The 20,145-nt window shown below is 60.6% G+C and carries 23 protein-coding genes; 13 read left to right on the forward strand and 10 right to left on the reverse strand.

Annotated elements, in window-relative coordinates; genetic code table 11:
* From L6D82_RS13250 to L6D82_RS13260, 3 genes are all read left to right on the forward strand, one after another.
* A partial coding sequence (locus tag L6D82_RS13250; protein ID WP_236189515.1) for a hypothetical protein occupies window positions 1–248 on the forward strand: 248 nt, incomplete at its 5' end.
* A 227-nt stretch (window positions 249–475) separates the two neighbouring features.
* On the forward strand, window positions 476–1,363 hold the full coding sequence (gene rhtA / locus L6D82_RS13255; protein WP_085744902.1) for a threonine/homoserine exporter RhtA: 888 nt from the start codon (window positions 476–478) through the stop codon (window positions 1,361–1,363).
* A 168-nt stretch (window positions 1,364–1,531) separates the two neighbouring features.
* Window positions 1,532–1,813 carry a hypothetical protein gene (locus L6D82_RS13260; RefSeq protein ID WP_007955851.1) on the forward strand — a complete coding sequence of 94 codons (282 nt, stop codon included), beginning with the start codon at window positions 1,532–1,534 and terminating at the stop codon, window positions 1,811–1,813.
* Between the two features lie 10 nt (window positions 1,814–1,823).
* Here the strand turns inward: L6D82_RS13260 and L6D82_RS13265 are convergent, their stop codons facing one another.
* Entirely contained in the window at window positions 1,824–2,393 is a 570-nt protein-coding gene (locus L6D82_RS13265; protein ID WP_236189517.1) for a TetR/AcrR family transcriptional regulator, read from the reverse strand.
* A gap of 91 nt (window positions 2,394–2,484) precedes the next feature.
* Between L6D82_RS13265 and L6D82_RS13270 the strand changes: the two genes are divergently transcribed.
* Window positions 2,485–3,213, forward strand: coding sequence for an SDR family oxidoreductase (locus L6D82_RS13270; RefSeq protein WP_236189519.1), 729 nt, complete (start codon window positions 2,485–2,487; stop codon window positions 3,211–3,213).
* Window positions 3,214–3,246: 33 nt separating this feature from the next.
* Window positions 3,247–3,837, forward strand: coding sequence for a 2-hydroxychromene-2-carboxylate isomerase (locus L6D82_RS13275; protein ID WP_102718538.1), 591 nt, complete (start codon window positions 3,247–3,249; stop codon window positions 3,835–3,837).
* Here L6D82_RS13275 and L6D82_RS13280 read toward each other — a convergent pair.
* On the reverse strand, window positions 3,834–4,832 hold the full coding sequence (locus tag L6D82_RS13280; protein ID WP_236189521.1) for a zinc-dependent alcohol dehydrogenase family protein: 999 nt from the start codon (window positions 4,830–4,832) through the stop codon (window positions 3,834–3,836). The genes L6D82_RS13275 and L6D82_RS13280 overlap by 4 nt on opposite strands.
* Before the next feature lie 112 nt (window positions 4,833–4,944).
* Between L6D82_RS13280 and L6D82_RS13285 the strand changes: the two genes are divergently transcribed.
* Window positions 4,945–5,853 (forward strand): LysR family transcriptional regulator, encoded by a 909-nt coding sequence (locus L6D82_RS13285; RefSeq protein ID WP_236189523.1) that lies wholly within the window; start codon window positions 4,945–4,947, stop codon window positions 5,851–5,853.
* On the opposite strand, the gene L6D82_RS13290 is transcribed toward L6D82_RS13285, so the two are convergent.
* The 4 genes from L6D82_RS13290 to L6D82_RS13305 form a co-directional block, all read right to left on the reverse strand.
* A complete protein-coding gene (locus L6D82_RS13290) occupies window positions 5,846–7,654 on the reverse strand; it encodes an aminopeptidase P family protein (RefSeq protein ID WP_102718535.1) in 1,809 nt (602 codons plus the stop codon). The two genes, L6D82_RS13285 and L6D82_RS13290, sit on opposite strands and share 8 nt — an antisense overlap.
* 57 nt (window positions 7,655–7,711) lie before the next feature.
* Window positions 7,712–8,878 (reverse strand): aminotransferase class V-fold PLP-dependent enzyme, encoded by a 1,167-nt coding sequence (locus tag L6D82_RS13295; RefSeq protein ID WP_236189525.1) that lies wholly within the window; start codon window positions 8,876–8,878, stop codon window positions 7,712–7,714.
* 206 nt (window positions 8,879–9,084) lie between these two features.
* A complete protein-coding gene (locus tag L6D82_RS13300; RefSeq protein ID WP_236189527.1) occupies window positions 9,085–9,699 on the reverse strand; it encodes a LysE family translocator in 615 nt (204 codons plus the stop codon).
* A 101-nt stretch (window positions 9,700–9,800) separates the two neighbouring features.
* Window positions 9,801–10,070 carry a hypothetical protein gene (locus L6D82_RS13305; protein ID WP_085744911.1) on the reverse strand — a complete coding sequence of 90 codons (270 nt, stop codon included), beginning with the start codon at window positions 10,068–10,070 and terminating at the stop codon, window positions 9,801–9,803.
* A gap of 389 nt (window positions 10,071–10,459) precedes the next feature.
* Between L6D82_RS13305 and msuE the strand changes: the two genes are divergently transcribed.
* Genes msuE through L6D82_RS13325 form a run of 4 tightly spaced genes read left to right on the forward strand, consistent with a single transcriptional unit; the run spans window position 10,460 to window position 14,504 of the window.
* Window positions 10,460–11,023 (forward strand): FMN reductase, encoded by a 564-nt coding sequence (gene msuE / locus L6D82_RS13310; RefSeq protein ID WP_134021129.1) that lies wholly within the window; start codon window positions 10,460–10,462, stop codon window positions 11,021–11,023.
* A gap of 10 nt (window positions 11,024–11,033) precedes the next feature.
* Complete coding sequence (gene ssuD, locus L6D82_RS13315) at window positions 11,034–12,179, forward strand: FMNH2-dependent alkanesulfonate monooxygenase (protein WP_102686421.1); 1,146 nt, start codon at window positions 11,034–11,036, stop codon at window positions 12,177–12,179.
* Window positions 12,180–12,189: 10 nt separating this feature from the next.
* A complete protein-coding gene (locus L6D82_RS13320; protein ID WP_007955826.1) occupies window positions 12,190–13,377 on the forward strand; it encodes an acyl-CoA dehydrogenase family protein in 1,188 nt (395 codons plus the stop codon).
* A gap of 23 nt (window positions 13,378–13,400) precedes the next feature.
* Window positions 13,401–14,504 carry a sigma-54 interaction domain-containing protein gene (locus tag L6D82_RS13325; protein ID WP_127799091.1) on the forward strand — a complete coding sequence of 368 codons (1,104 nt, stop codon included), beginning with the start codon at window positions 13,401–13,403 and terminating at the stop codon, window positions 14,502–14,504.
* Here L6D82_RS13325 and L6D82_RS13330 read toward each other — a convergent pair.
* Window positions 14,501–14,866, reverse strand: a complete 366-nt coding sequence (locus L6D82_RS13330; RefSeq protein ID WP_085744915.1) for an antibiotic biosynthesis monooxygenase — start codon at window positions 14,864–14,866, stop codon at window positions 14,501–14,503. The two genes, L6D82_RS13325 and L6D82_RS13330, sit on opposite strands and share 4 nt — an antisense overlap.
* 90 nt (window positions 14,867–14,956) lie before the next feature.
* Between L6D82_RS13330 and soxR the strand changes: the two genes are divergently transcribed.
* Window positions 14,957–15,415: a redox-sensitive transcriptional activator SoxR gene (gene soxR, locus L6D82_RS13335; RefSeq protein WP_085744916.1), complete on the forward strand. Its 459-nt coding sequence runs from the start codon at window positions 14,957–14,959 to the stop codon at window positions 15,413–15,415.
* Between the two features lie 36 nt (window positions 15,416–15,451).
* Here the strand turns inward: soxR and L6D82_RS13340 are convergent, their stop codons facing one another.
* The 3 genes from L6D82_RS13340 to L6D82_RS13350 form a co-directional block, all read right to left on the reverse strand.
* The gene (locus tag L6D82_RS13340; RefSeq protein WP_039770347.1) at window positions 15,452–16,222 is read right to left on the reverse strand and encodes a MetQ/NlpA family ABC transporter substrate-binding protein; all 771 of its coding nucleotides are present in this window, start codon (window positions 16,220–16,222) and stop codon (window positions 15,452–15,454) included.
* A 72-nt stretch (window positions 16,223–16,294) separates the two neighbouring features.
* Complete coding sequence (locus L6D82_RS13345) at window positions 16,295–16,960, reverse strand: methionine ABC transporter permease (RefSeq protein WP_129973792.1); 666 nt, start codon at window positions 16,958–16,960, stop codon at window positions 16,295–16,297.
* Window positions 16,961–16,962: 2 nt separating this feature from the next.
* Window positions 16,963–18,177 (reverse strand): SfnB family sulfur acquisition oxidoreductase, encoded by a 1,215-nt coding sequence (locus L6D82_RS13350; RefSeq protein ID WP_236189536.1) that lies wholly within the window; start codon window positions 18,175–18,177, stop codon window positions 16,963–16,965.
* Window positions 18,178–18,460: 283 nt separating this feature from the next.
* On the opposite strand from L6D82_RS13350, the gene L6D82_RS13355 reads away from it, so the two are divergent.
* Both L6D82_RS13355 and L6D82_RS13360 read left to right on the forward strand, forming a co-directional pair.
* The gene (locus tag L6D82_RS13355; RefSeq protein WP_236189537.1) at window positions 18,461–18,919 is read left to right on the forward strand and encodes a VOC family protein; all 459 of its coding nucleotides are present in this window, start codon (window positions 18,461–18,463) and stop codon (window positions 18,917–18,919) included.
* A gap of 141 nt (window positions 18,920–19,060) precedes the next feature.
* Window positions 19,061–19,936 carry an alpha/beta fold hydrolase gene (locus L6D82_RS13360; RefSeq protein WP_236189538.1) on the forward strand — a complete coding sequence of 292 codons (876 nt, stop codon included), beginning with the start codon at window positions 19,061–19,063 and terminating at the stop codon, window positions 19,934–19,936.
* Window positions 19,937–20,145: the final 209 nt, after the last annotated feature.

The raw sequence follows: 20,145 nt of genomic DNA on the forward strand, positions 1-20,145 counted from the left end.
CAACCGAGGCGCGCATTCTACAGCAGCCTCATTTGCTGTCAAGTGATTATTTTCAGAAGTTTTCGAAGATTTCTTCAACAACTTCAACCACTTGCGCTTCCGATCTCTCGTTAGCGGGAGGCGAATTTTACAGCGTTACACGCTGCTGTCAACACCTCTTTTTCTCCGCTTTCGACCGAGAAGATCGAACCGTTGAAAGCGCCGAACAAGTCGACATTTCCAACTGCTTCCAGGCTTCGATGAACTGAAGCGACCCGCTTTCGAAACCTACTTAACTCATTGAATCTCAAGGAGTTTTCCGTTTCGACTGCGCCGGAAGTGGGGCGAATTATAGAGACTCAAAATCTGCCGTCAACCCCTAATTTGCGTTTTCTATCAAGAGAGGGAAAAAGGCTGCTCCTATATAGACGCGAACGCAGTGAGTGCGCACTATATTGCCCAACACACCAGCTACTTCCTCGGATGATGCCACGCAATGAACGACCAACCTCGCAGCCTTGCCTCAACCCTGTTCCCGGTTGGCCTTCTATTAATAGCTATGGCATCAATCCAGTCCGGCGCTTCGCTGGCTAAAAGCATGTTCCCCATCGTGGGCGCCCAAGGCACAACGACGCTGCGTTTGATTTTCGCCAGCGTGATCATGCTGTTACTGCTCAAACCCTGGAGGGCGAAGCTGACAGCCAAGTCGCTGCGCACAGTGATTGTCTACGGGATGGCGCTGGGGGGGATGAACTTCCTCTTCTATATGTCGCTACGCACTGTTCCGCTCGGCATCGCAGTTGCCTTGGAGTTTACCGGCCCGCTGGCGGTCGCCATCTATGCCTCACGTCGCGCAATCGACTTTGTTTGGATTGCCCTGGCTGCAATCGGCTTGTTGCTATTGATACCGACTGGCGCTACGTCCGCGGGCATCGATCTGGTCGGTGCAGGTTATGCACTGGGAGCCGGCGTTTGCTGGGCGCTATACATTCTGTTCGGCCAAAAGGCCGGCGCAGATAACGGCGTGACCACCGCAGCGCTTGGCGTGATGATCGCAGCCCTGTTCGTCGCCCCCATCGGCATCGTCCATGCCGGCAGCGCACTGCTGACTCCGGCATTGATCCCGATCGCTATCGGCGTCGCGATCCTGTCTACCGCCCTCCCCTACACACTGGAAATGGTCGCCCTCACCCGCATGCCCGCCCGCACTTTCGGCACGCTGATGAGCATCGAACCGGCCTTTGGCGCGCTGTCGGGCCTGCTATTCCTTCAGGAATACCTTTCTTTGTCACAATGGATGGCGATCCTGTGCATTATTCTGGCCTCCGTCGGTGCAACCATGACCATGGGCAGCACTGCCAAACCCGCCATCGCCGCGGATTAAAAGGGGATTGAACGAAGGTCTGGCATTTGGCGCTCATTTAGGCCATGTTTAGCCTCGCAACCCAATGCCAGACATGGATTTTTTCGGATAGGGACATCGGAACGCGTCAAGCGAGAGCGCATACAGGCAGACCCGAGCGCCAGACTCGAGGCCGCCATAAGGACGGTAATGAAACGAATTTTGATACTGATCGCCATACTCGCCGTTGCGGGCTGCGCGGCGACGTCGAAGACCCAGGTCAAGCATGGCAAGAAAGGGCTGCACATCAACTGTTCGGGGTTGTCCTCTTCTTGGGACAAGTGCTACGCCAGCGCTGCAAACTCTTGCGCGCCGAAGGGCTACAAGGTAATCGCCAAATCAGGCGATACCGTGGAAGAACCGGGTGATTACCCCTTCGGCCTCAACCCCGCCGGCTATACCAGCCGCAGCATGATCGTCATCTGCAAATAAACCATCGCCACTAGTGCGTTCGCGAAGCGGCGAGCTGGTGTCCGATCTCCTCATGACAGGACTTCAGCATCCGTTGCTGAATCTTCGGTGACGCCAACATACGCGCCACCACCAGTGCCCCGACACATTGCGACAGAATCGCCCAGGCCAGGCTGTCGCTTTCCAGAATCTGCGCCCAACTTTCCTGAAGCTTACAAATCCACAGCTCGGCCTGCTCCCGCACAACAATATCCGACCGCGCTATCTCGACGCCCAGTGCAGGCAATGCGCAGCCCAGCTCAGGCTGCTCGACATGGGCCATGTTCAGATACAGTTTCAGGCACCGCTCCAGCCGTTCGCGATCCTGCGTACCCTGCCCGCCCAAGCGTTCAAGACTCTGGCACAACTCGCGCTCGACGATAGCCGCGAACAGGGCGTCCTTGGACGAGAAATGGCTGTAGAACGCCGCCCCGCTCAAGCCGATCGCCTTCATCAGGCCATCGACGCCCATTGATGAAAACCCGGTCTTTTTCGCAGACAGCGAGCTGCTTTGCAGGAGCTTTTCTTTGGTTTCCAGCTTGTGACCGGCGGAATACCGCATGTATTTGTCCTCACATTGAGTGCCTTGACGCTGAGCAAATCCTAGCATAACGTTCGTTCACTTAACGATCGTTTACTAAAGGGATCCACCCATGAATAACAAGAAGGTCGTATTGGTTGTCGGTGCAGGTGATGCCACGGGCGGCGCCATCGCCAAGCGGTTCGCCAAGGAAGGTTTCGTCGCGTGCGTCACGCGGCGCAGCGCCGACAAATTGCAGCCCTTGGTGGAAGCCATTCAAGCGAACGGTGGCGAAGCCCACGGTTTTGCCTGCGACGCGCGCAAGGAAGAAGACGTAATTGCGCTGATCGAAGATATCGAAACCCGCCTCGGGCCGATTGAAGCATTCGTCTTCAACATCGGCGCAAACGTACCCTGCAGCATCCTCGAAGAAACCGCACGCAAGTATTTCAAGATCTGGGAAATGGCCTGTTTCTCCGGATTTCTTAATGCCCGGGAAGTCGCCAAACGGATGGTGACCCGTAGCCGCGGCACTATCCTGTTCACCGGCGCAACTGCCGGATTACGCGGCGCCTCAGGCTTCGCCGCATTCGCCGGAGCCAAGCACGGTATCCGGGCTCTGGCACAGAGCATGGCCAGAGAGCTTGGCCCGATGAACATCCATGTCGCCCACGTCGTGGTCGACGGCGCCATCGATACCGACTTCATCCGCGACAATTTCCCTGACAAATATGCCACCAAGGATCAGGACGGTATTCTCAATCCCGAGCACATCGCCGAGAACTACTGGTATCTGCATAGCCAGCCACGGGACGCCTGGACGTTCGAACTGGATCTGCGTCCGTGGAACGAGCGCTGGTAATCCCCCCAATAACAAAAACAGAGTGCAGCGAACATGAGCAAAACCGTGGAGTTCTATTTCGATCTCGGCAGCCCCGCCACCTACCTGGCGTATTCCCAACTGCCGAAAATCTGCGCTGAAACCGGCAGCCAGTTGATCTACATTCCGATGTTGCTGGGCGGCGTCTTCAAAGCCACCGGCAACGCGTCGCCGGCAATGATCCCGGCCAAGGGTCGTTACATGTTTCAGGACCTGGACCGTTACGCCAAACGCTACGGCGTGCCCCTGAAATTCAACCCGCATTTCCCGATCAATACCCTGATGTTGATGCGTGCGGTCACCGGCATTCAACTGCGTGATCCCGATCGCTTTCAGGCGTTCATCGATTGCCTGTTCAAAGCGCTGTGGGTTGAAGGCCGCGCCCTTGATGAACCGTCAACAGTTGCCGCCGTGCTCACCGAACATGGCTTCAATCCTGAAGAAGTACTGGCATTGACCAACGATGAAGCAGTCAAGGCTGCGCTCAAAGACAACACCGAAACCGCCGTGAAGCGTGGCGTCTTCGGTGCGCCGAGCATGTTCATCGACAACCAGTTGTTCTTCGGTCAGGACCGGCTCGACTTCGTTGTGGAAGCCCTTCGCTAAATCTCCACGACCACACGCCCCTGAGCTGCTTTCGCTGCCAGCAGCTCATGGGCTTCTCCGGCGGTTTCCAGCGTGAACCGATGCGGATCGAGCATAGGTCGCAGCTGACCGGACTCAATCAGCGCGGCAGCCTGTCGCAAAATCTCGCCATGATGCTCACAGCCCCTGCCGGTCAGTAACGGCAACAAGGTGAACACGCCCGAATACGTCGCCCCACGAAACGACAACGGCGCAAGACTGTGCTGCCCCCAACCGAGGCAACTGAGTACATGCCCGCTGTAGATCCGTGCGGCCTTGAACGAGGCGTCCAGCGTATCGCCCCCGACCGTGTCATAGACAATGTCGAACCCCTCCCCCGCCGTGAACTCGGAGACATAGTTCTCCACCGAGCTCTCTCGATAATCAATGAACGTCGCGCCATACCCCTCGATGATCGAGCGTTGTCCCGCAGAACCCGTTGCATACACTTCAGCACCGAATGCACGGGCCAGTTGTACAGCCACATGCCCGACGCCGCCCGCTCCACCGTGAATCAATACTTTATGCCCCGCACTCATCCGAGCCCGATCCACCAGGCCTTCCCACGCCGTGACCAATATCAATGGCAGGCTCGCGGCCTCGCGCGGGCTCAGGTTCAAAGGCTTACGCGCCAGCAGTCGTGCGTCCACCACTGCAAACTCGGCCAACGAACCTTGCGCGCCACCAATGCCTGTGGCCAACGCATACACCTCGTCGCCCGGCGCCCAATTCTGCACGCCCTCACCCACCGCTTCGACCACACCCGCCAGATCCAGCCCCAATACCGCCGGCAACGGTTGCCGGGCATGGGCGGCCTGCCCCGCACGGATTTTCAGATCCAGCGGATTCACACCGCTGGCCTTGATCCGCACCAGTACCTGCCCGGCCTCTGCCACGGGGCGCTCAAGGGAAACCAAGCGTAACGGCCCGTTCGCGGTGTCCACTATCAGGGCTTTCATGTTGAGTGAGTCAGTCATTTCGGTCATTCCTGTGGGAGAAAGTGAAGCCATGCTCCCGCAGCAGACCCATGCCGATAAGACGTCAAATGACTATAGTGAGCATGCCGAATCGGCATGAATGAGGCGCTTCATGGACAAGCTCAACGCAATGGCCATCTTCGTCCGGGTGGTCGAACGCGGCAGTTTCTCCGCCGTTGCCCGGGAACTGCACACCACCCAGCCGACCATCAGCAAAGTCCTGCGCGCCCTTGAGAATGAATTGGGCGGCAAGCTGATTGCCCGCAGTACACGCAAGCTGTCACTGACCGATGAAGGTCAGCGGTACTACAACGAATGCCGAAATATCCTCGCCGCCGTGGATGCCGCCGAGCACAGTTTCCAGTCCGGCAGGGAAACCGTGGCCGGTCCTTTACGGATTGGCTCCTCCGTCAGTTTCGGCCGTTTGCAGATCGCCTCGCGACTGGCGGAATTTCTGCAGCGCTATCCGCAGGTGCAGATCGACCTGCAACTGAGCGATCAGAATCTGGATCTGGTCAGCGAAGGCCTGGACGTCAGCCTGCGCATCGGTGAGCTGAACGACAGCGGCATGATCGCCCGACGCATCGGCACCACCCACCGGCTCACGGTGGCGACGCCCGATTACCTGCAACGCCACGGTCACCCACAATCACCTCAGGATCTTGCGCAGCACAACTGCCTGCAATTCAACCTGCTCAGCACTCAGAACCTGTGGACCTACGAGAGGGATGGCCAGCACCACGACGTACGCATCCAGGGCAACGCCCAGAGCAACAACTCGGAAGCGATCCGAGAAATGGTCTTGGGAGGATTGGGGATTTCGCTGTCACCGGTCTGGCTGTTCAGCGAAGATTTGAAGGCGGGTCGAGTGGTCGCCCTGTTGCAGGACTACCAGACGTTACCGCTGCCGATTCACGCCGTGTCCCCGGCGAACCGTCGCCAGTCCGCCAGGGTCAACGCGTTTGTCGATTTCATAACCCAGGCGCTGGCTGCAGCGCCCGAGCTTCAACCTGTTAAATAGCAGCAGTACGCGTGTTCAACCATTGCAGTGCCGCGCCTTCAAGCAGCGGACTCAGGCGCTCGCGCACTTCGGCGTGATAGGCGTTAAACCACTGTTTCTCTTCCTGCGTCAGCAACGACGGCTCCAGGCAGCGAGTGTCGATCGGGCACAGGGTCAGGGTTTCGAACTTGAGGAACTCGCCGAACTCGCTGCTTCCCGCTTCAACGTTCATCGCCAGGTTCTCGATCCGCACACCCCAGCGGCCCGGTCGATAAGTGCCCGGTTCAATGGAAGTGATCATCCCTGGTTGCATGGCAGTTTGCGGCGCCGGCGCCGCCTGATAGGCGATCACCTGCGGACCTTCGTGAACGTTGAGGAAATAACCCACGCCGTGGCCGGTGCCATGACCATAGTCGACGTTCTCTGCCCAGATCGGCGCGCGGGCAATCGCATCCAGCAGCGGCGACAGAATGCCTTTCGGGAAATGTGCGCGGGACAAGGCAATCACGCCTTTCAGCACACGAGTGCAATCGCGCTTCTGCTCTTCGGTTGGCGTACCAACAGCCACCATACGCGTGATGTCGGTAGTGCCGCCCAGGTATTGACCACCGGAATCGATCAGCAACAATCCATCACCCTCGATCACCGCGTGCTCCTCCGGGGTGGCGTGGTAATGCGGCATCGCGCCGTTGGCGTTGAATGCGGCGATGGTGTTGAAACTCAGCGACACATAATCCGGACGACGCTCACGAGCAGCAGTGAGTTTCTCGTCAATGGTCAGCTCGGTAATGCGCTCGCGACCCCAGGCCGATTCCAGCCAGGTGAAAAACTCGCACAGCGCCGCGCCATCCTGCTCCATCGCCTGACGAATGTGCCCGGCATCCGCCAGGCTCTTCTGCGACTTGGCCAGTGTGGTCGGGTTCAGGCCTTCGACCAGCTTCACGCCAGTGTCGAGGTTATCCAGCAGACCGCTGGTGACTCGCGCCGGATCCACCAGCAGGCTCGCGCCACTCGGAATAGCACGCAAGGCGTCAGCGACTTCGCTGTAGTCACGCAGGGTCACGCCGTCTTTTTCCAGCACCGCACGCAGCTCAGCATCGACCTTGCTCAGTGCCACAAACAGCGTGGCTTGTTGCTGGCTGATCAGCGCGAAGGAAACGAATACCGGATTGAACGACACATCGCCGCCGCGCAGGTTGAACAGCCAGGCGATGTCGTCGAGGGTGGCGATGAAGTGCCAGTCAGCACCGCGCTCCTGCAGGGTTTCGCGCAGTTTGCCGAGTTTCTCGCCACGGCTGACAGTCGCCTGCGGTGGCAGGTGCTGGTAGATCGGCGCATTCGGCAGCGCCGGGCGATCGCTCCAGACTTCTTTCAACAAGTCGATGTCGGTACGCAGACTGGCGCCCCGCGCTTCGAGCTTGCTGCCCAGCGTACGCGCCGACGCGACGGCCATCACTGCGCCGTCGACCGCGACCACGCCACCTTCCGGCGTCTGCTCGGCCAGCCAGTCCAGCGGGCTCGGCTGACCCGGTTGCAGTTTCACCAGTTCGATACCGCTGCCCTTGAGTTCCTTGGTCGCCTGTTCCCAGTAGCGACTGTCGGCCCAGACCCCGGCGAAATCGGTGGTGACAATCAACGTGCCGACCGAGCCATGGAAACCCGACAGCCATTGCCGGCCCTGCCAGTAACCCGGCAGATATTCCGACAGGTGCGGATCGGCGGACGGCACCAGCAACGCGTGGATACCTTCGCGACGCATCAGTTCACGGGTGTGCGCGAGGCGCTGGGGAACCGTTCCTTCGGTCAAAGTCTGGGTACTCATCATGTCTCCTGCCAATCACTTCATCGTTATTGTTCGGTGCCGTTCGAAGCCGGCTCGTTAAAGCCCTGTCGCCCAGAATGCCGGAGCACTGGCGCAGGCGGTCTTGATCAGATCTACAGCCTTGTCGATGTCCTCGGCGGTGGTGAAACGACCGAGGCTCAGACGAATCGTGCGTCCCGCCAGGTGGGCGTCATGCCCCAGTGCCAGCAAGACGTGGGACGGTGTGTTGCTGGCGGAATTGCAGGCCGAGGTCGCGGAAAACGCGATCGAATGGCTCAGCGCCGCCGGATTGAACTCGCCTTCGCTGAAGGTCAGGCTCAAGGTGTGCGGGATACGTTGGGTGGAACTGCCGTTGAGGCGTACGCCGGGCAGGCTCAACAGTTGTTCGAGCAGTCGCTCGCGCAGCGCGACGATGGTTTTCTTCTCGTCATCGAAAGCCTCGGCGGCCAGGGCAAAAGCCGAGCCCATGGCAGCAATCTGGTGAGTCGCCAGGGTACCGGAACGCAAGCCGCCCTCGTGGCCACCACCGTGAATCTGCGCCTGCAACCGCTGCTGCGCACGCGGACCGACGTACAGCGCGCCGATGCCTTTGGGGCCGTAGAGCTTGTGCGCCGAGAACGACATAAGATCCACCGGCCATTGCGCCAGATCGATCGCGACCTTGCCGACGCCCTGGGCCGCATCGACGTGGAACAACGCTCCACGCCCACGCACCACTTCGCCGATGGCCGGGATGTCGTTGACGGTGCCGAGTTCGTTGTTGACCAGCATCAGCGACACCAGAAAGGTGTCATCGCGCATCGCTTCGCTGACCGCTTGCGGGGTAATCAGGCCTTCGGCGTCCGGTACCAGATAGGTCACGGCGACACCGGCGTCCTGCAATTGCCGGGCGGTGTCGAGGATGGCCTTGTGTTCAATCTGACTGGTGATGATGTGCCCGCCGGACACACCACGAGCCTGAGCCACGCCTTTAAGGGCGAGGTTGTTGGATTCTGTAGCGCCGGAGGTCCAGACGATCTGCTGCGCCTGGGCGCCGACCAGTTCGGCGACTTGCCGGCGAGCGTTCTCGACCGTTTGCCGGGCCTGCTGGCCGAAGGCGTGGGAACTGGAGGCCGGGTTGCCGAAGTTACCGTTGAAACCCAGACACTCGATCATCACCTGGATGACCCGCTCGTCCACCGGGGTGGTGGCGGCGTAATCGAAATACAGCGGACGTGTGTTCATAAAAAGACTCGCAGAGCGTGTTCCGGGATCAGGAAGCTCGTGTCTACAAACGGCACGACGCAGCCTTGTGAGCTGCGTCCGGGTTCGAGAGCGTCATCAATACCTGATCGGATGCCGTTAAAGAAGAACAACTTCATTTAAAAGTGCGTAGGAACGCTCCTGAACGCGACTTTAACAGGCATCAGGCCGGCGGTTGTAGCACTGCGTCAGCTAAAGCTTTCAAGGAGTAACGGATACAGCGAAATCACCAGCAGCGCCGCCATACCCCAGTTGAACACCCGCAACCAGCGGCGATCCTTCAGTACGTTGCGCAACAGAGTCCCGCACGCGGCCCAGACGCCGACGCTCGGCAGGTTGATGATGGCGAACACTGCCGCAATCACGATCACGTTGGTGAAATAACCCTGCATCGGCGTATAGGTGCTGATGGCACCGATGGCCATGATCCACGCCTTGGGATTGACCCACTGGAAGGCTGCCGCACCGAGATAGCTGATCGGTTTTGCCTCGCCCTGCTCGCTGTCGCCGACGGGGCCGGAATGGGCGATTCTCCACGCCAGGTACAGCAAGTACGCCGCGCCGACGTAACGCAGAACCGTATAAAGCAGCGGATAAGTCTGGAACACCGCGCCCAGGCCAAAACCCACCGCCACCACCAGCACGAAGAAACCGCAGGTAATGCCGAGCATATGGGGGATGGTGCGGTTAAAGCCGAAGTTCACGCCCGATGCCAGCAACATGGTGTTGTTCGGCCCCGGTGTGATCGAGGTGACAAGGGCAAACAGGGCGAAGCCCAGCAGCAGGTCGAGCGAGAGGGTCATGGCAGGCAGTCCGTCAGGGTCATTCAGGTGTTGACCCTATCCCACGGCGCCGTGCAAACCCACGGACAGTTGGGTAAAACTTCAAGCAGTACAGTTATGAATCAGCTTGGACGACCGTGCAGCTGTACGGCCCGCTCGGCGCTCATCTCACCTTTGCTATCAAACCCGAAAGTCTTCTGTGGCTGGCCGAGCAATTCGGCTTTTTTCGCATGATATTCCTCAAATGACAGACCGCGACGGTTCAAGGTTTCAAGGGCCAGTTCGCGGGTTTCTTCCGCCGTGTAAGGGCGCAGTTCCGGGGAAACATGGCTCGCGCAACCGGCGAGAACGGAGACAGCGAGCATCAGCGAAACAGTCAGTAAACGATTCATGGGAGCGTCCTGGCGAGCAGTGTGGGTCGATGGAGAAAGGCTACGCCCGGGCACGCTTTGGCAGAAATCAACGCTCTCAATAGTGGCTATCAGAATTCGAACAGTATCCCCGCTTTATATTCTAAAAAGACCTATCAATATCAATTAACAGTCTTTTACGGAATAACAGTCAGCCTTTATAAATCCCTCATCGCGTTCGGCACTGTTGCTCCAGCAACTGTTTCCCAGGCAACAGTGGTTCAACAAACCGGCCTGAAAGTCACATGAGCACAGCCACCGAAAACGCTCAAAGCCCCGGAATACGGGCCTTACAGGAATTGGTACAGCGCTTGCTCTGCTCCAGTGACTACTCACTGCTCGCCGAGCAACTGTTGAAAAAGGAACTGACCATGTCGCGTCCACTGAAAGTCGTCGCCCTGTCCGGCGGAACCTGGCGTCCGTCCCGCACCCTGGTGCTGACCCAAGCCCTGCTGACCGAATTGTCCGGGCACCTGCCGGTCGAGAGCCATCTGATCGAACTCGGTGACATCGCCCGCCCGCTGGGCGCCGCACTGTCCCGTCAGGAACTGCCGGCCGAGATCGAAGCCGAGCTGCAGGCCATCGAGCAGGCTGATCTGCTGATCGTGGCGGCGCCGGTATATCGCGGCTCCTATCCGGGACTGCTCAAGCATTTGTTCGACCTGATCGACCTGAATGCGCTGATCGACACGCCTGTGCTGCTCGCCGCCACTGGTGGCAGCGAACGCCATGCGCTGGTGCTCGATCACCAGTTGCGCCCGCTGTTCAGTTTCTTCCAGGCCGTGACCCTGCCGATCGGTGTGTACGCCACCGAAGCCGATTTCGCCGACTACCAGATCACCAGCGAACCGCTAAAAGCGCGCATCCGCCTGGCCGCCGAACGCGCCGCGCCGCTGTTCGGCACTCACCTCAAACCGTTGCTGAAGATCGCTTAAGGAGCAGTTCATGGATGTTTTCTGGTTCCTGCCGACCCACGGCGACGGTCACTATCTGGGCACCACCCAAGGCGCGCGCCCGGTCACCCTCAATTACCTGAAACAGGTGGCGCAAGCCGCCGACAGCCTCGGTTACCACGGCGTGCTGATTCCCACAGGGCGTTCCTGCGAAGACTCGTGGGTGATCGCCTCGGCGCTGGTGCCGCTCACCGAACGCCTGCGTTATCTGGTGGCGATCCGTCCGGGAATCATCTCGCCGACCGTCTCGGCGCGCATGGCCGCGACCCTGGATCGACTGTCCAACGGCCGCCTGCTGATCAACGTCGTGACCGGCGGCGACCCGGACGAAAACCGTGGCGACGGCAGTTTCCTCAGCCACAGCGAACGCTACGAAGTCACCGACGAATTCCTCAAGATCTGGCGCCGCGTATTGCAAGGCGAAGCAGTGGATTTCGAAGGCAAACACCTGAAGGTGCAGAACGCCAAAGCCCTGTATCCACCGGTGCAGAAACCTTATCCGCCGCTGTATTTCGGCGGCTCCTCCGACGCGGCTCACGATCTGGCCGCCGAGCAGGTCGACGTGTACCTGACCTGGGGCGAACCACCGGCCGCCGTCGCCGAGAAACTCGCCGATGTACGCGAACGCGCCGCGCGTCACGGGCGCAAAGTGAAGTTCGGCATCCGCCTGCACGTGATCGTGCGCGAGACCGCCGAAGAAGCCTGGAAAGCCGCCGACAAACTGATCGAGCACATCAGCGACGAAACCATCGAGGCCGCGCAGAAATCCTTTTCGCGCTTCGACTCCGAAGGCCAGCGGCGCATGGCCGCCCTGCACGACGGGCGCCGCGACAACCTGGAAATCGCCCCCAACCTGTGGGCCGGCGTCGGCCTGGTGCGCGGCGGTGCCGGTACTGCATTGGTCGGCGATCCGCAGCAGGTGGCGGCGCGAATCAAGGAGTACGCAGACCTCGGCATCGAGAGTTTCATCTTCTCCGGCTACCCGCATCTCGAAGAGGCCTACCGCTTTGCCGAGCTGGTGTTCCCGTTGTTGCCCGAGCCATATGCAAGCCTGGCTGGACGCGGCGTGACTAACCTCACCGGGCCGTTCGGCGAAATGATCGCCAACGATGTACTGCCCGCCAAAGCCAACACCTGAGGAAGACCGAGTGACTGCCAAACCGCAAAGCACCCTGCTCTCCCCATTGCAGACCGCCCGCCAACTGGCCGCCGAATTTGCCCTGACCGCTGTCGAGCGCGACGAACGCGGCGGCACGCCAAAAGCCGAACGCGACGCCCTGCGTGATAGCGGTCTGCTGGCCCTGAGCATTCCCACCCGTTACGGCGGCCTCGGCGCGCGCTGGAGCGAAACGCTGGAAGTGGTGCGCGAGTTCGCCAAGGTCGACAGCTCGATCGCCCACGTCTTCGGTTTTCATCATTTGATGCTCGCCACCGTGCGGCTGTTTTCTCGCCCGGAACAATGGCAGCCGTGGTTCGAACAGACCGCGCGGCAGAACTGGTTCTGGGGCAACGCGCTCAATCCGCTGGACACCCGCACCGTGGTCAAGGACCTCGGTGGCTGGCGCGAGTTTTCCGGCAAGAAGAGCTTCTGCTCCGGCGCCAGCGATTCGCAGATGCTGATCGCCTCGGCGGTGGATGAAAGCAACGGCGGCAAACTGCTGATCGCGGCAATCCCCAGCGGCCGCAGCGGCATCACCCTGCACAACGACTGGAACAACATCGGCCAGCGCCAGACCGACAGTGGCAGCGCCACGTTCGAACGGGTGCGGGTCGAAGAATCGGAACTGCTGCTGGATCCGGGGCCGCTGAGTACACCGTTCGCCTGTCTGCGCCCGTTGATCGCACAACTGACGTTCACCCACATGTTTCTCGGCATTGCCGAAGGGGCTTTTGAAGAAGCGCGGCAATACACCCTCAGCGAAACCCGTGTCTGGCACAAATCCTCGGTGCGCGAGGTACGTGAGGATCCTTATGTGCTGGCCCATTACGGCGAGTTTTGGGTCGCCCTCGAAGGCATCCGATTGCTGGTGGAACGCGCCGCTGCGTTGCTCGACGAGGCCTGGGCCAAAGGCCCGAACCTCAGCGCCGAAGAACGCGGTCACCTGGCCACGGCGATTGCCACCGCCAAGGTCGCCGCCAGTCGCCAGGGCCTGGAGATTTGCAGCCGACTGTTCGAAGTCACCGGCGCCCGTTCGACCCACGCGTCGCTGCGCCTCGACCGACACTGGCGCAACCTGCGCACGCAAACCCTGCACGACCCGCTGGATTACAAACTCCACGAGCTGGGCGACTGGGCGCTGAACCAGTCCCTGCCGGTGCCGACGTTCTATTCCTGATTTCCTTTCGTGGAGCGAGACCCATGCAACTGCTGACCCTGCCGCCTTCACCCGCCCTGGCCACCTCAATCCGCGCCACCGCCCAGGTGTTCGAAGACCCGAAATCCCAGGCCCTGCTCGCGCATCTGCAACAGGTCGCACCGAGCGAAGCCAGTGTGCTGATCATCGGCGAAACCGGCACCGGCAAGGAGTTGGTAGCGCGGCACATCCACAACCTGAGCAACCGGCGCAATCGGCCGTTCATTGCGGTGAACTGCGGGGCATTTTCCGAATCGCTGGTGGAAGCCGAACTGTTCGGCCACGAAAAAGGCGCCTTCACCGGCGCCCTCAGCGCCAAGGCCGGTTGGTTCGAAGAGGCGGATGGCGGCACTTTGTTCCTCGATGAAATCGGCGATCTGCCGATGGCGATTCAGGTCAAGTTGCTGCGGGTCTTGCAGGAGCGTGAAGTGGTGCGCCTGGGTTCGCGCAAGAGCATCCCCATCGATGTGCGGGTGCTGGCGGCAACCAACGTGCAACTGGAGAAAGCCATCAACGCCGGGCATTTCCGCGAGGATCTGTATTACCGGCTGAACGTGGTCAATCTGGAACTGAGCCCGTTGCGCGAGCGGCCCGGCGACATCCTGCCGCTGACCCGGCATTTCATCGAGGCCTACAGTCAGCGCCTGGGCTACGGACGCATCACCATCAGCCCCGGCGCCGAACACAAACTGCGCGGCTACAGTTGGCCGGGCAACATCCGCGAACTGGAAAACGTCATCCATCACACGCTGTTGATCTGCCGTAACGGCGTGATCGAACGCGACGATCTGCGCCTGTCGAACCTGCGCATCGACCGTCCCGACGATCAGCACGCGACCGCCGACGACTCACCGGAAGCGCTGCTGGAACGCGCCTTCCAGAAACTCTTCGAACAACAGGCCGGCGCCCTGCATGAGAAGGTCGAAGACGCGTTGCTGCGCGCAGCTTATCGCTTCTGCCATTACAACCAGGTGCACACCGCGTCCCTGCTCGGCCTGAGCCGCAACGTCACCCGCACGCGGCTGATCAAGATCGGCGAACTGGCGGTGAACAAGCGGCGGCCCACGGAAAACCTGCAAGGCGAGCGCTTGATCCAGCTGTCGATCTAGCCGACCAGTTGGCAGTGCAAACCGTCGTCGTGACTGCGGGCGATGCTGCTCAGCACCTGGAATGAACCGAAGGTCACGGTGCGCGCCTGATGGGTACGAATCAGTTGCCAGAAATCCTGCTCGCCGGATTCGAAACTCTGGAACGCCGCCTCCCCCGCCTCGCGGGACTGCCATTGCAGAAAGCTCAACACTCGCCGGCCATCGTCGCTGGCCTGGACGCTGGCGCTGACGAAGCCGGCGTAACGCTGGGCCAGACGTTCGGTCTGCACCGCCAGCGCCGAGACCAGCGCCGGTTGCTGGCCGGGTTCGATTTCAAATTCGATCAATTGGGTAAAGCTGCGGTTTTTCGCTGGTGCTTGCATGACATCCCCACTCTGTCAGACGAATCTTGCGATTCGAAGGCCTGCAGGGTAAAACCTCGAGTTAACTAGAGGTCAAGGGGCATTTTGCAAATGATCACTGCGGAAAATGTGCACAAACAACTGACCGTCGGCGAAGTCGCGGCCCGCAGCGGCGTGGCGGTCACCGCCCTACATTTCTATGAATCGATAGGCTTGATCAAAAGTCAGCGCAACGCCGGCAACCAGCGGCGTTATCCACGGGAAGTGCTGCGGCGGGTCGCGTTGATCAAAGTGGCGCAACGCCTGGGCATTCCGCTGGCGGAAATCGGCGAGGCGTTAAAACAGCTACCGGACAACCGCGCACCGACGGCGGCGGACTGGAAAGTGTTGTCGGAGCAGTGGCGGCGGGAGCTGGACGAGCGGATCAATCAGTTGATGCTGTTGCGGGACCGGCTGACCGGTTGCATCGGTTGCGGATGCCTGTCGATGGAAGCCTGCCCACTGCGCAATCAGGGCGATGTGCTGGGCGAGCAAGGGCCGGGGGCGCACTTTCTCGACGTACCCAAGTGAGGGTTCCCATGCCGTGGGAACCCTCAATTCGATCCATCAGAAGCCCGGCGCAATCTGCCCTTTGTAGCGGGTCAGAATGAACTGACGCACTTCATCGGAATTCAACGCCTTGGCCAGTTTCTGCAGGCCCGGGTCGTTGATGTTGTCGGGACGCGCGACCAGAAACTCGATGTACAGGCTCTTGCCTTTCTCGACGATCAGCGCGCTGTTGGTGTCGATCCCGGCTTCCAGCGCGTAGTTGGCGAACACGAACGCCAGGTCCACCTGACTCACTGAACGAGCCAGCAACGCGCCTTCCAGCTCACGGATTTTCAGGTGCTTGGGGTTTTCGACGATGTCGCGCTGGGTGGCCAGGGTGTTGCTCGGATCCTTGAGCTTGATCAGCCCCGCCTCGTGCAGCAGCACCAAGGCGCGACCGGTGTTTACCGGGTCATTGGGGATCGACACGCTGGCGCCGTCCTTCAGCTCCGAGATGTTTTTGATTTTGGTCGAGTAAGCACCGAACGGTTCGATGTGCACGCCGACCACCGGCACCAGATCGGTGTGGCGAGTCTTGTTGAAATCATCGAGAAACGGCCGGTACTGGTAGTAGTTGGCGTCAAGGTTTTTCAGCGCCAGTTGCTGATTGGGCTGGATGAAGTCGGTGAAGACCTTGATATCCAGATCCACGCCTTCCTTGGCCAGGGTCGGTTTGACGAATTCGAGGATTTCCGCGTGCGGCACCGGGGTGGCACCGACGATCAGTTTTTCGTTGGCATGGGCGCCGAACGACAGAACGGCAGCCAGTACGGCCAGGGTCTTTTTCATGCTGTGCTCCAAGGCAGATTTGAGTGGCCGTCGTGGGGTGAACGTGGGGCCTTTATGGGTGAACTTGTTTTTTCAGCGTCGGCTGTAGTGCGCCACCAGGCGGTCGCCGGTCATTTGCAGGGCCTGCACCAGAATCAGCAGCAACACCACGGTGACCACCATCACGTCGGTCTGAAAGCGCTGATATCCGTAGCGGATCGCCAGATCGCCGAGCCCGCCGCCACCGATCACGCCGGCCATCGCCGTGTAATCCACCAGCACGATGGCGGTGACCGTCACCGCCGCCAGCAACCCGCCGCGGGCTTCCGGCAGCAAGGTGTGGCGAATGATTTGCCAGGTGTTGGCGCCCATCGCCTGGGTCGCCTCGACCACGCCGCGATCGACTTCGCGCAACGCGGTTTCCACCAGCCGCGCAAAGAACGGCGTGCAGCCGACCACCAGCGGCGGAATGGTCCCGGGCACGCCCAGCGATGTACCCACCAGCAGCGTGGTGAGTGGAATCAGCACGATCAGCAAAATGATGAAAGGCAGCGAACGCAGCATGTTCACGATCACCGACAGCACCCGGTACAGGCCGACCGTTTCATGCAACTGGCGCTTGCCGGTGAGAAACAACAGCAGCCCCAGCGGCAAGCCCAGCAACACCGTGAACAGCAGCGCCGCGCCGAGCATGCTCAGGGTGTCGAGACAGGCCTGGGCGATGTCGGCCCAGTAAAGGTGCTTGAACCACTCGGCCATGATCAGGACCAGTCGTGGCGCGGTGGTTTGACGCCCTTGAGCAGCCAGTTGCCGACCACGTGGTACTTCCAGCGCACCGGATCATGCAGCGTGTGAACCCGGGCGTTGCGCCAGTGGCGGTCGAAGTTGTGCTTCTTCAGGGTCGAACGGGTGCCGCCGAGTTCGAACAACTTGTTGCTGGCCTCGATGGCGATTTCGGTGGTCAGCACTTTGGCCTTGGCTACCGCGAGTGACGCCAGTGCGACGTTGTCTTCATCGGGTGCCGGACGTGCGGCGTCGAGCGCCCAACCGGCGCGTTCCAGCAACGCCTCGGCGGCTTCCAGACGGATTTCCAGTGCGCCGATCTGAATGATGGTCAGCGGATCTTCGCTGGCCTTGTCCACACCCGCATCGATCCATGGCCGGGCGAACTGGCGGACAAATTCGACCGTATCGCGCAGCGCCGCACGGGCAATGCCGGCGTCGATGGCAGCGGTGGTCAACTGGGCGAACGGCCCGGCCAGGGTCGGGTTCTCGTAGGAACGGTACGTCGGAAACAGATTGAATGGCGCCACTTGCAGATTTTCCGCCAGCACCGTGCCGCTGGAGGTAGTGCGCTGGCCGATGCTGTCCCAGTCATCGACGATCACCAGCCCTTTCGTGCCGCGCTCGACGAAGGCCAACTGGCCCTTCTGTTCTTCATCCAGCGCCAGCACCGCCAGCCAGTGGGCGTAGAGCGAACCGGTGCAGTAGCCCTTGCGGCCGTTGATCACGAAGCCGTCGCCATAACGACGGATGGTCGCCTGAATATCCTGCACATTCTTGCCGCCGGTTTCCGACAACGCGTTGGCGAAACGATGACCTTGCAGCGCCAGCTCAAAGAAATGCGCCTGCTGCGCCAGGGTGCCTTGCAGGCGGATGTCTTCGAGCAGGCAGTAATGGTTTTGCGGGATCTGCCCGAGGGACGGATCGGCGGCGGAAATGATCGCGATCACCTGCGCCAGCACCGCACAGGACACCTGCGCGCCGCCGTATTCCTTCGGCACGGTGATGCCCCACAGGCCACTGTTGGAATACAGATCGACGATCTCGGCGGGCACTTCGCGGTTGCGGTCACGCTCGGCGGCGTGTTCCTGCAAGACGGCGGCGACCTGTGCAGCCACGCGCAAGGCTTCGGCGTCGTCGGCGATCCGGTGGGCGGCCGGCGGGTTGATCGGATAAACGGCAGATTCAGACATGGATGACTCTCGGTATCGGTGTTGTACCGGGTCATTGCAGCTTCTGTGCCTGACGAAAAGGCCTTGTTTTACGAGGGCTGCAACGGAACTTCAGGGCGTTTGGCGATGAAAACTTGCGCATTCTGTTGCTTCGCTGTCGATGGCTGAACAGTGCGAGGCCTGCTCGTCGGCTACTCGGTCACGACGGCGGCACGGATCTATAGTTGAGCGACCGGCAACCCCGGCGAAGGCACACCTTCAACCTCTAATAAAAACCAGGCAACAAATAACAGGGAGTACCGCCATGAGCGTCAAACCCATTCCCGAGGGGTATCACAGCATTACCCCGTACCTCGGCATTCACAAAGCTGCCGAAGCCATCGACTTCTATAAAAAAGCGTTCGGTGCCACCGAAGTCATGCGCCTGAGCATGCCCGACGGCGGCATCGGCCACGCCGAACTGCGCATCGGCGACAGCGCGATCATGCTCGGCTCGCCGTGCGATCAAGGGCCGTTGAGCAATCCCGACAAAGCGGTGTCGGTCGGTCTGCATCTGTACGTGACCGATGTCGACAAATCCTTCCAGCGTGCGCTGGAGGCCGGCGCCACCTCGGTGTCCGAGGTCAAGGATCAGTTCTACGGCGACCGCAGCGGCACGTTGAAAGATCCGTACGGGCATCTGTGGTTCCTGGCCTCGCGCAAGGAGGACCTGACCCAGGCGCAGATCGAGCAGCGGGCGAAAGAGATGTTCCAGCAGGGTTAGCAACGCCGAGTGTCCATTCCCGCGCAGCGCGCGGGGATGGGCGAACACGATTCATGAACCGTCGAACCACGCTTCACGTCTTGTCATGAACGCCCGGCGATTTCAGGATGCAGGCCACTCGCCTGAATAAAGGATCACCCGATGTTTGCCGGATTCGTCAAAGACCAGCGCCACGTCAACGGTGTGGACATCAGCTACCGCCTCAAAGGCAGCGGCCCGGGCCTGCTGTTGTTGCACGGGCACCCGCAGACCCACGTCATCTGGCACAAGATCGCCGGGCAGTTGGCGGAGCACTTCACGGTGATCGCCGCCGACCTGCGCGGTTATGGCGACAGCAGTCGCCCGCCGGCCGATGAGGCTCACCTCAACTATTCCAAACGCGAGATGGCTCGCGACGGCGTGGAATTGATGAAGGCGTTGGGCTTCGAGCAGTTCTCGATCCTTGCCCATGACCGTGGTGCGCGGGTTGCCCATCGCCTGGCCCTCGATCATCCCGCCGTCGTGCAGCGCATGGTCCTGCTCGACATTGCGCCGACCCTGGCAATGTACAGCCAGACCAACGAAGCCTTTGCCCGGGCCTACTGGCACTGGTTCTTCCTGATCCGCCCGGCGCCGTTGCCGGAAACTTTGATCGAAGCCGATCCCGAAGGTTATCTGCGCAGTGTCATGGGCAGCCGCAGCGCCGGGCTCGCGCCCTTTACCGACGAGGCATTCAGCGAATACCGGCGTTGCCTGGAACGTCCCGGCAGCGCTCGGGGGATCTGCGAGGACTACCGCGCCAGTGCCGGCATCGACCTGGAACATGACCGCGCCGACCTTGCTGTCGGCCGCCATCTGAACCTGCCGTTACTCGTGCTGTGGGGCGCCGAGGGCACCGTCGGTCGCTGCTTCGATCCGCTGGGGGAATGGCAACAAGTTGCCACTGATGTACGGGGCAAGGCTTTGCCTGCCGGGCATTACCTCGCCGAAGAAGTGCCCGAATTGTTGCTGACCGAAGCACTCGACTTTCTCCGCTGATTCCCCTCCTTCAATCCGGCGGCATGCGCTGCCGGACTGCTTCGCCTCCCCCGCAAAAATCCGCCCACGCGACAGCCACCTGCAATCGCGAAACATTTACTTTCATATCGTTTATCGGGATTTGCTTCGGTCATCCGTCTTATAGAAATGCGGGCTGGTCGCGTAGGCAAAAGCCACGACCGGCCTTTCAGGGGACTCCCGTGCTGCGA

It is taken from the genome of Pseudomonas paraglycinae, from assembly GCF_021601625.1.
Taxonomy (GTDB): Bacteria; Pseudomonadota; Gammaproteobacteria; order Pseudomonadales; family Pseudomonadaceae; genus Aquipseudomonas; species Aquipseudomonas paraglycinae.

Bases quoted from the DNA above. Each gene is read 5' to 3' on its own strand.
- L6D82_RS13340 (WP_039770347.1), bottom strand. From the start codon at position 16,222: ATGAAAAAGACCCTGGCCGTACTGGCTGCCGTTCTGTCGTTCGGCGCC.
- L6D82_RS13295 (WP_236189525.1), bottom strand. From the start codon at position 8,878: ATGAACACACGTCCGCTGTATTTCGATTACGCCGCCACCACCCCGGTG.
- L6D82_RS13350 (WP_236189536.1), bottom strand. From the start codon at position 18,177: ATGTCTGAATCTGCCGTTTATCCGATCAACCCGCCGGCCGCCCACCGG.
- L6D82_RS13325 (WP_127799091.1), top strand. From the start codon at position 13,401: ATGCAACTGCTGACCCTGCCGCCTTCACCCGCCCTGGCCACCTCAATC.
- ssuD (WP_102686421.1), top strand. From the start codon at position 11,034: ATGGATGTTTTCTGGTTCCTGCCGACCCACGGCGACGGTCACTATCTG.
- L6D82_RS13270 (WP_236189519.1), top strand. From the start codon at position 2,485: ATGAATAACAAGAAGGTCGTATTGGTTGTCGGTGCAGGTGATGCCACG.
- L6D82_RS13285 (WP_236189523.1), top strand. From the start codon at position 4,945: ATGGACAAGCTCAACGCAATGGCCATCTTCGTCCGGGTGGTCGAACGC.
- L6D82_RS13265 (WP_236189517.1), bottom strand. From the start codon at position 2,393: ATGCGGTATTCCGCCGGTCACAAGCTGGAAACCAAAGAAAAGCTCCTG.
- L6D82_RS13260 (WP_007955851.1), top strand. From the start codon at position 1,532: ATGAAACGAATTTTGATACTGATCGCCATACTCGCCGTTGCGGGCTGC.
- rhtA (WP_085744902.1), top strand. From the start codon at position 476: ATGAACGACCAACCTCGCAGCCTTGCCTCAACCCTGTTCCCGGTTGGC.
- L6D82_RS13275 (WP_102718538.1), top strand. From the start codon at position 3,247: ATGAGCAAAACCGTGGAGTTCTATTTCGATCTCGGCAGCCCCGCCACC.
- L6D82_RS13345 (WP_129973792.1), bottom strand. From the start codon at position 16,960: ATGGCCGAGTGGTTCAAGCACCTTTACTGGGCCGACATCGCCCAGGCC.
- L6D82_RS13330 (WP_085744915.1), bottom strand. From the start codon at position 14,866: ATGCAAGCACCAGCGAAAAACCGCAGCTTTACCCAATTGATCGAATTT.
- L6D82_RS13300 (WP_236189527.1), bottom strand. From the start codon at position 9,699: ATGACCCTCTCGCTCGACCTGCTGCTGGGCTTCGCCCTGTTTGCCCTT.
- soxR (WP_085744916.1), top strand. From the start codon at position 14,957: ATGATCACTGCGGAAAATGTGCACAAACAACTGACCGTCGGCGAAGTC.
- msuE (WP_134021129.1), top strand. From the start codon at position 10,460: ATGTCGCGTCCACTGAAAGTCGTCGCCCTGTCCGGCGGAACCTGGCGT.
- L6D82_RS13280 (WP_236189521.1), bottom strand. From the start codon at position 4,832: ATGACTGACTCACTCAACATGAAAGCCCTGATAGTGGACACCGCGAAC.
- L6D82_RS13305 (WP_085744911.1), bottom strand. From the start codon at position 10,070: ATGAATCGTTTACTGACTGTTTCGCTGATGCTCGCTGTCTCCGTTCTC.
- L6D82_RS13290 (WP_102718535.1), bottom strand. From the start codon at position 7,654: ATGAGTACCCAGACTTTGACCGAAGGAACGGTTCCCCAGCGCCTCGCG.
- L6D82_RS13360 (WP_236189538.1), top strand. From the start codon at position 19,061: ATGTTTGCCGGATTCGTCAAAGACCAGCGCCACGTCAACGGTGTGGAC.
- L6D82_RS13355 (WP_236189537.1), top strand. From the start codon at position 18,461: ATGAGCGTCAAACCCATTCCCGAGGGGTATCACAGCATTACCCCGTAC.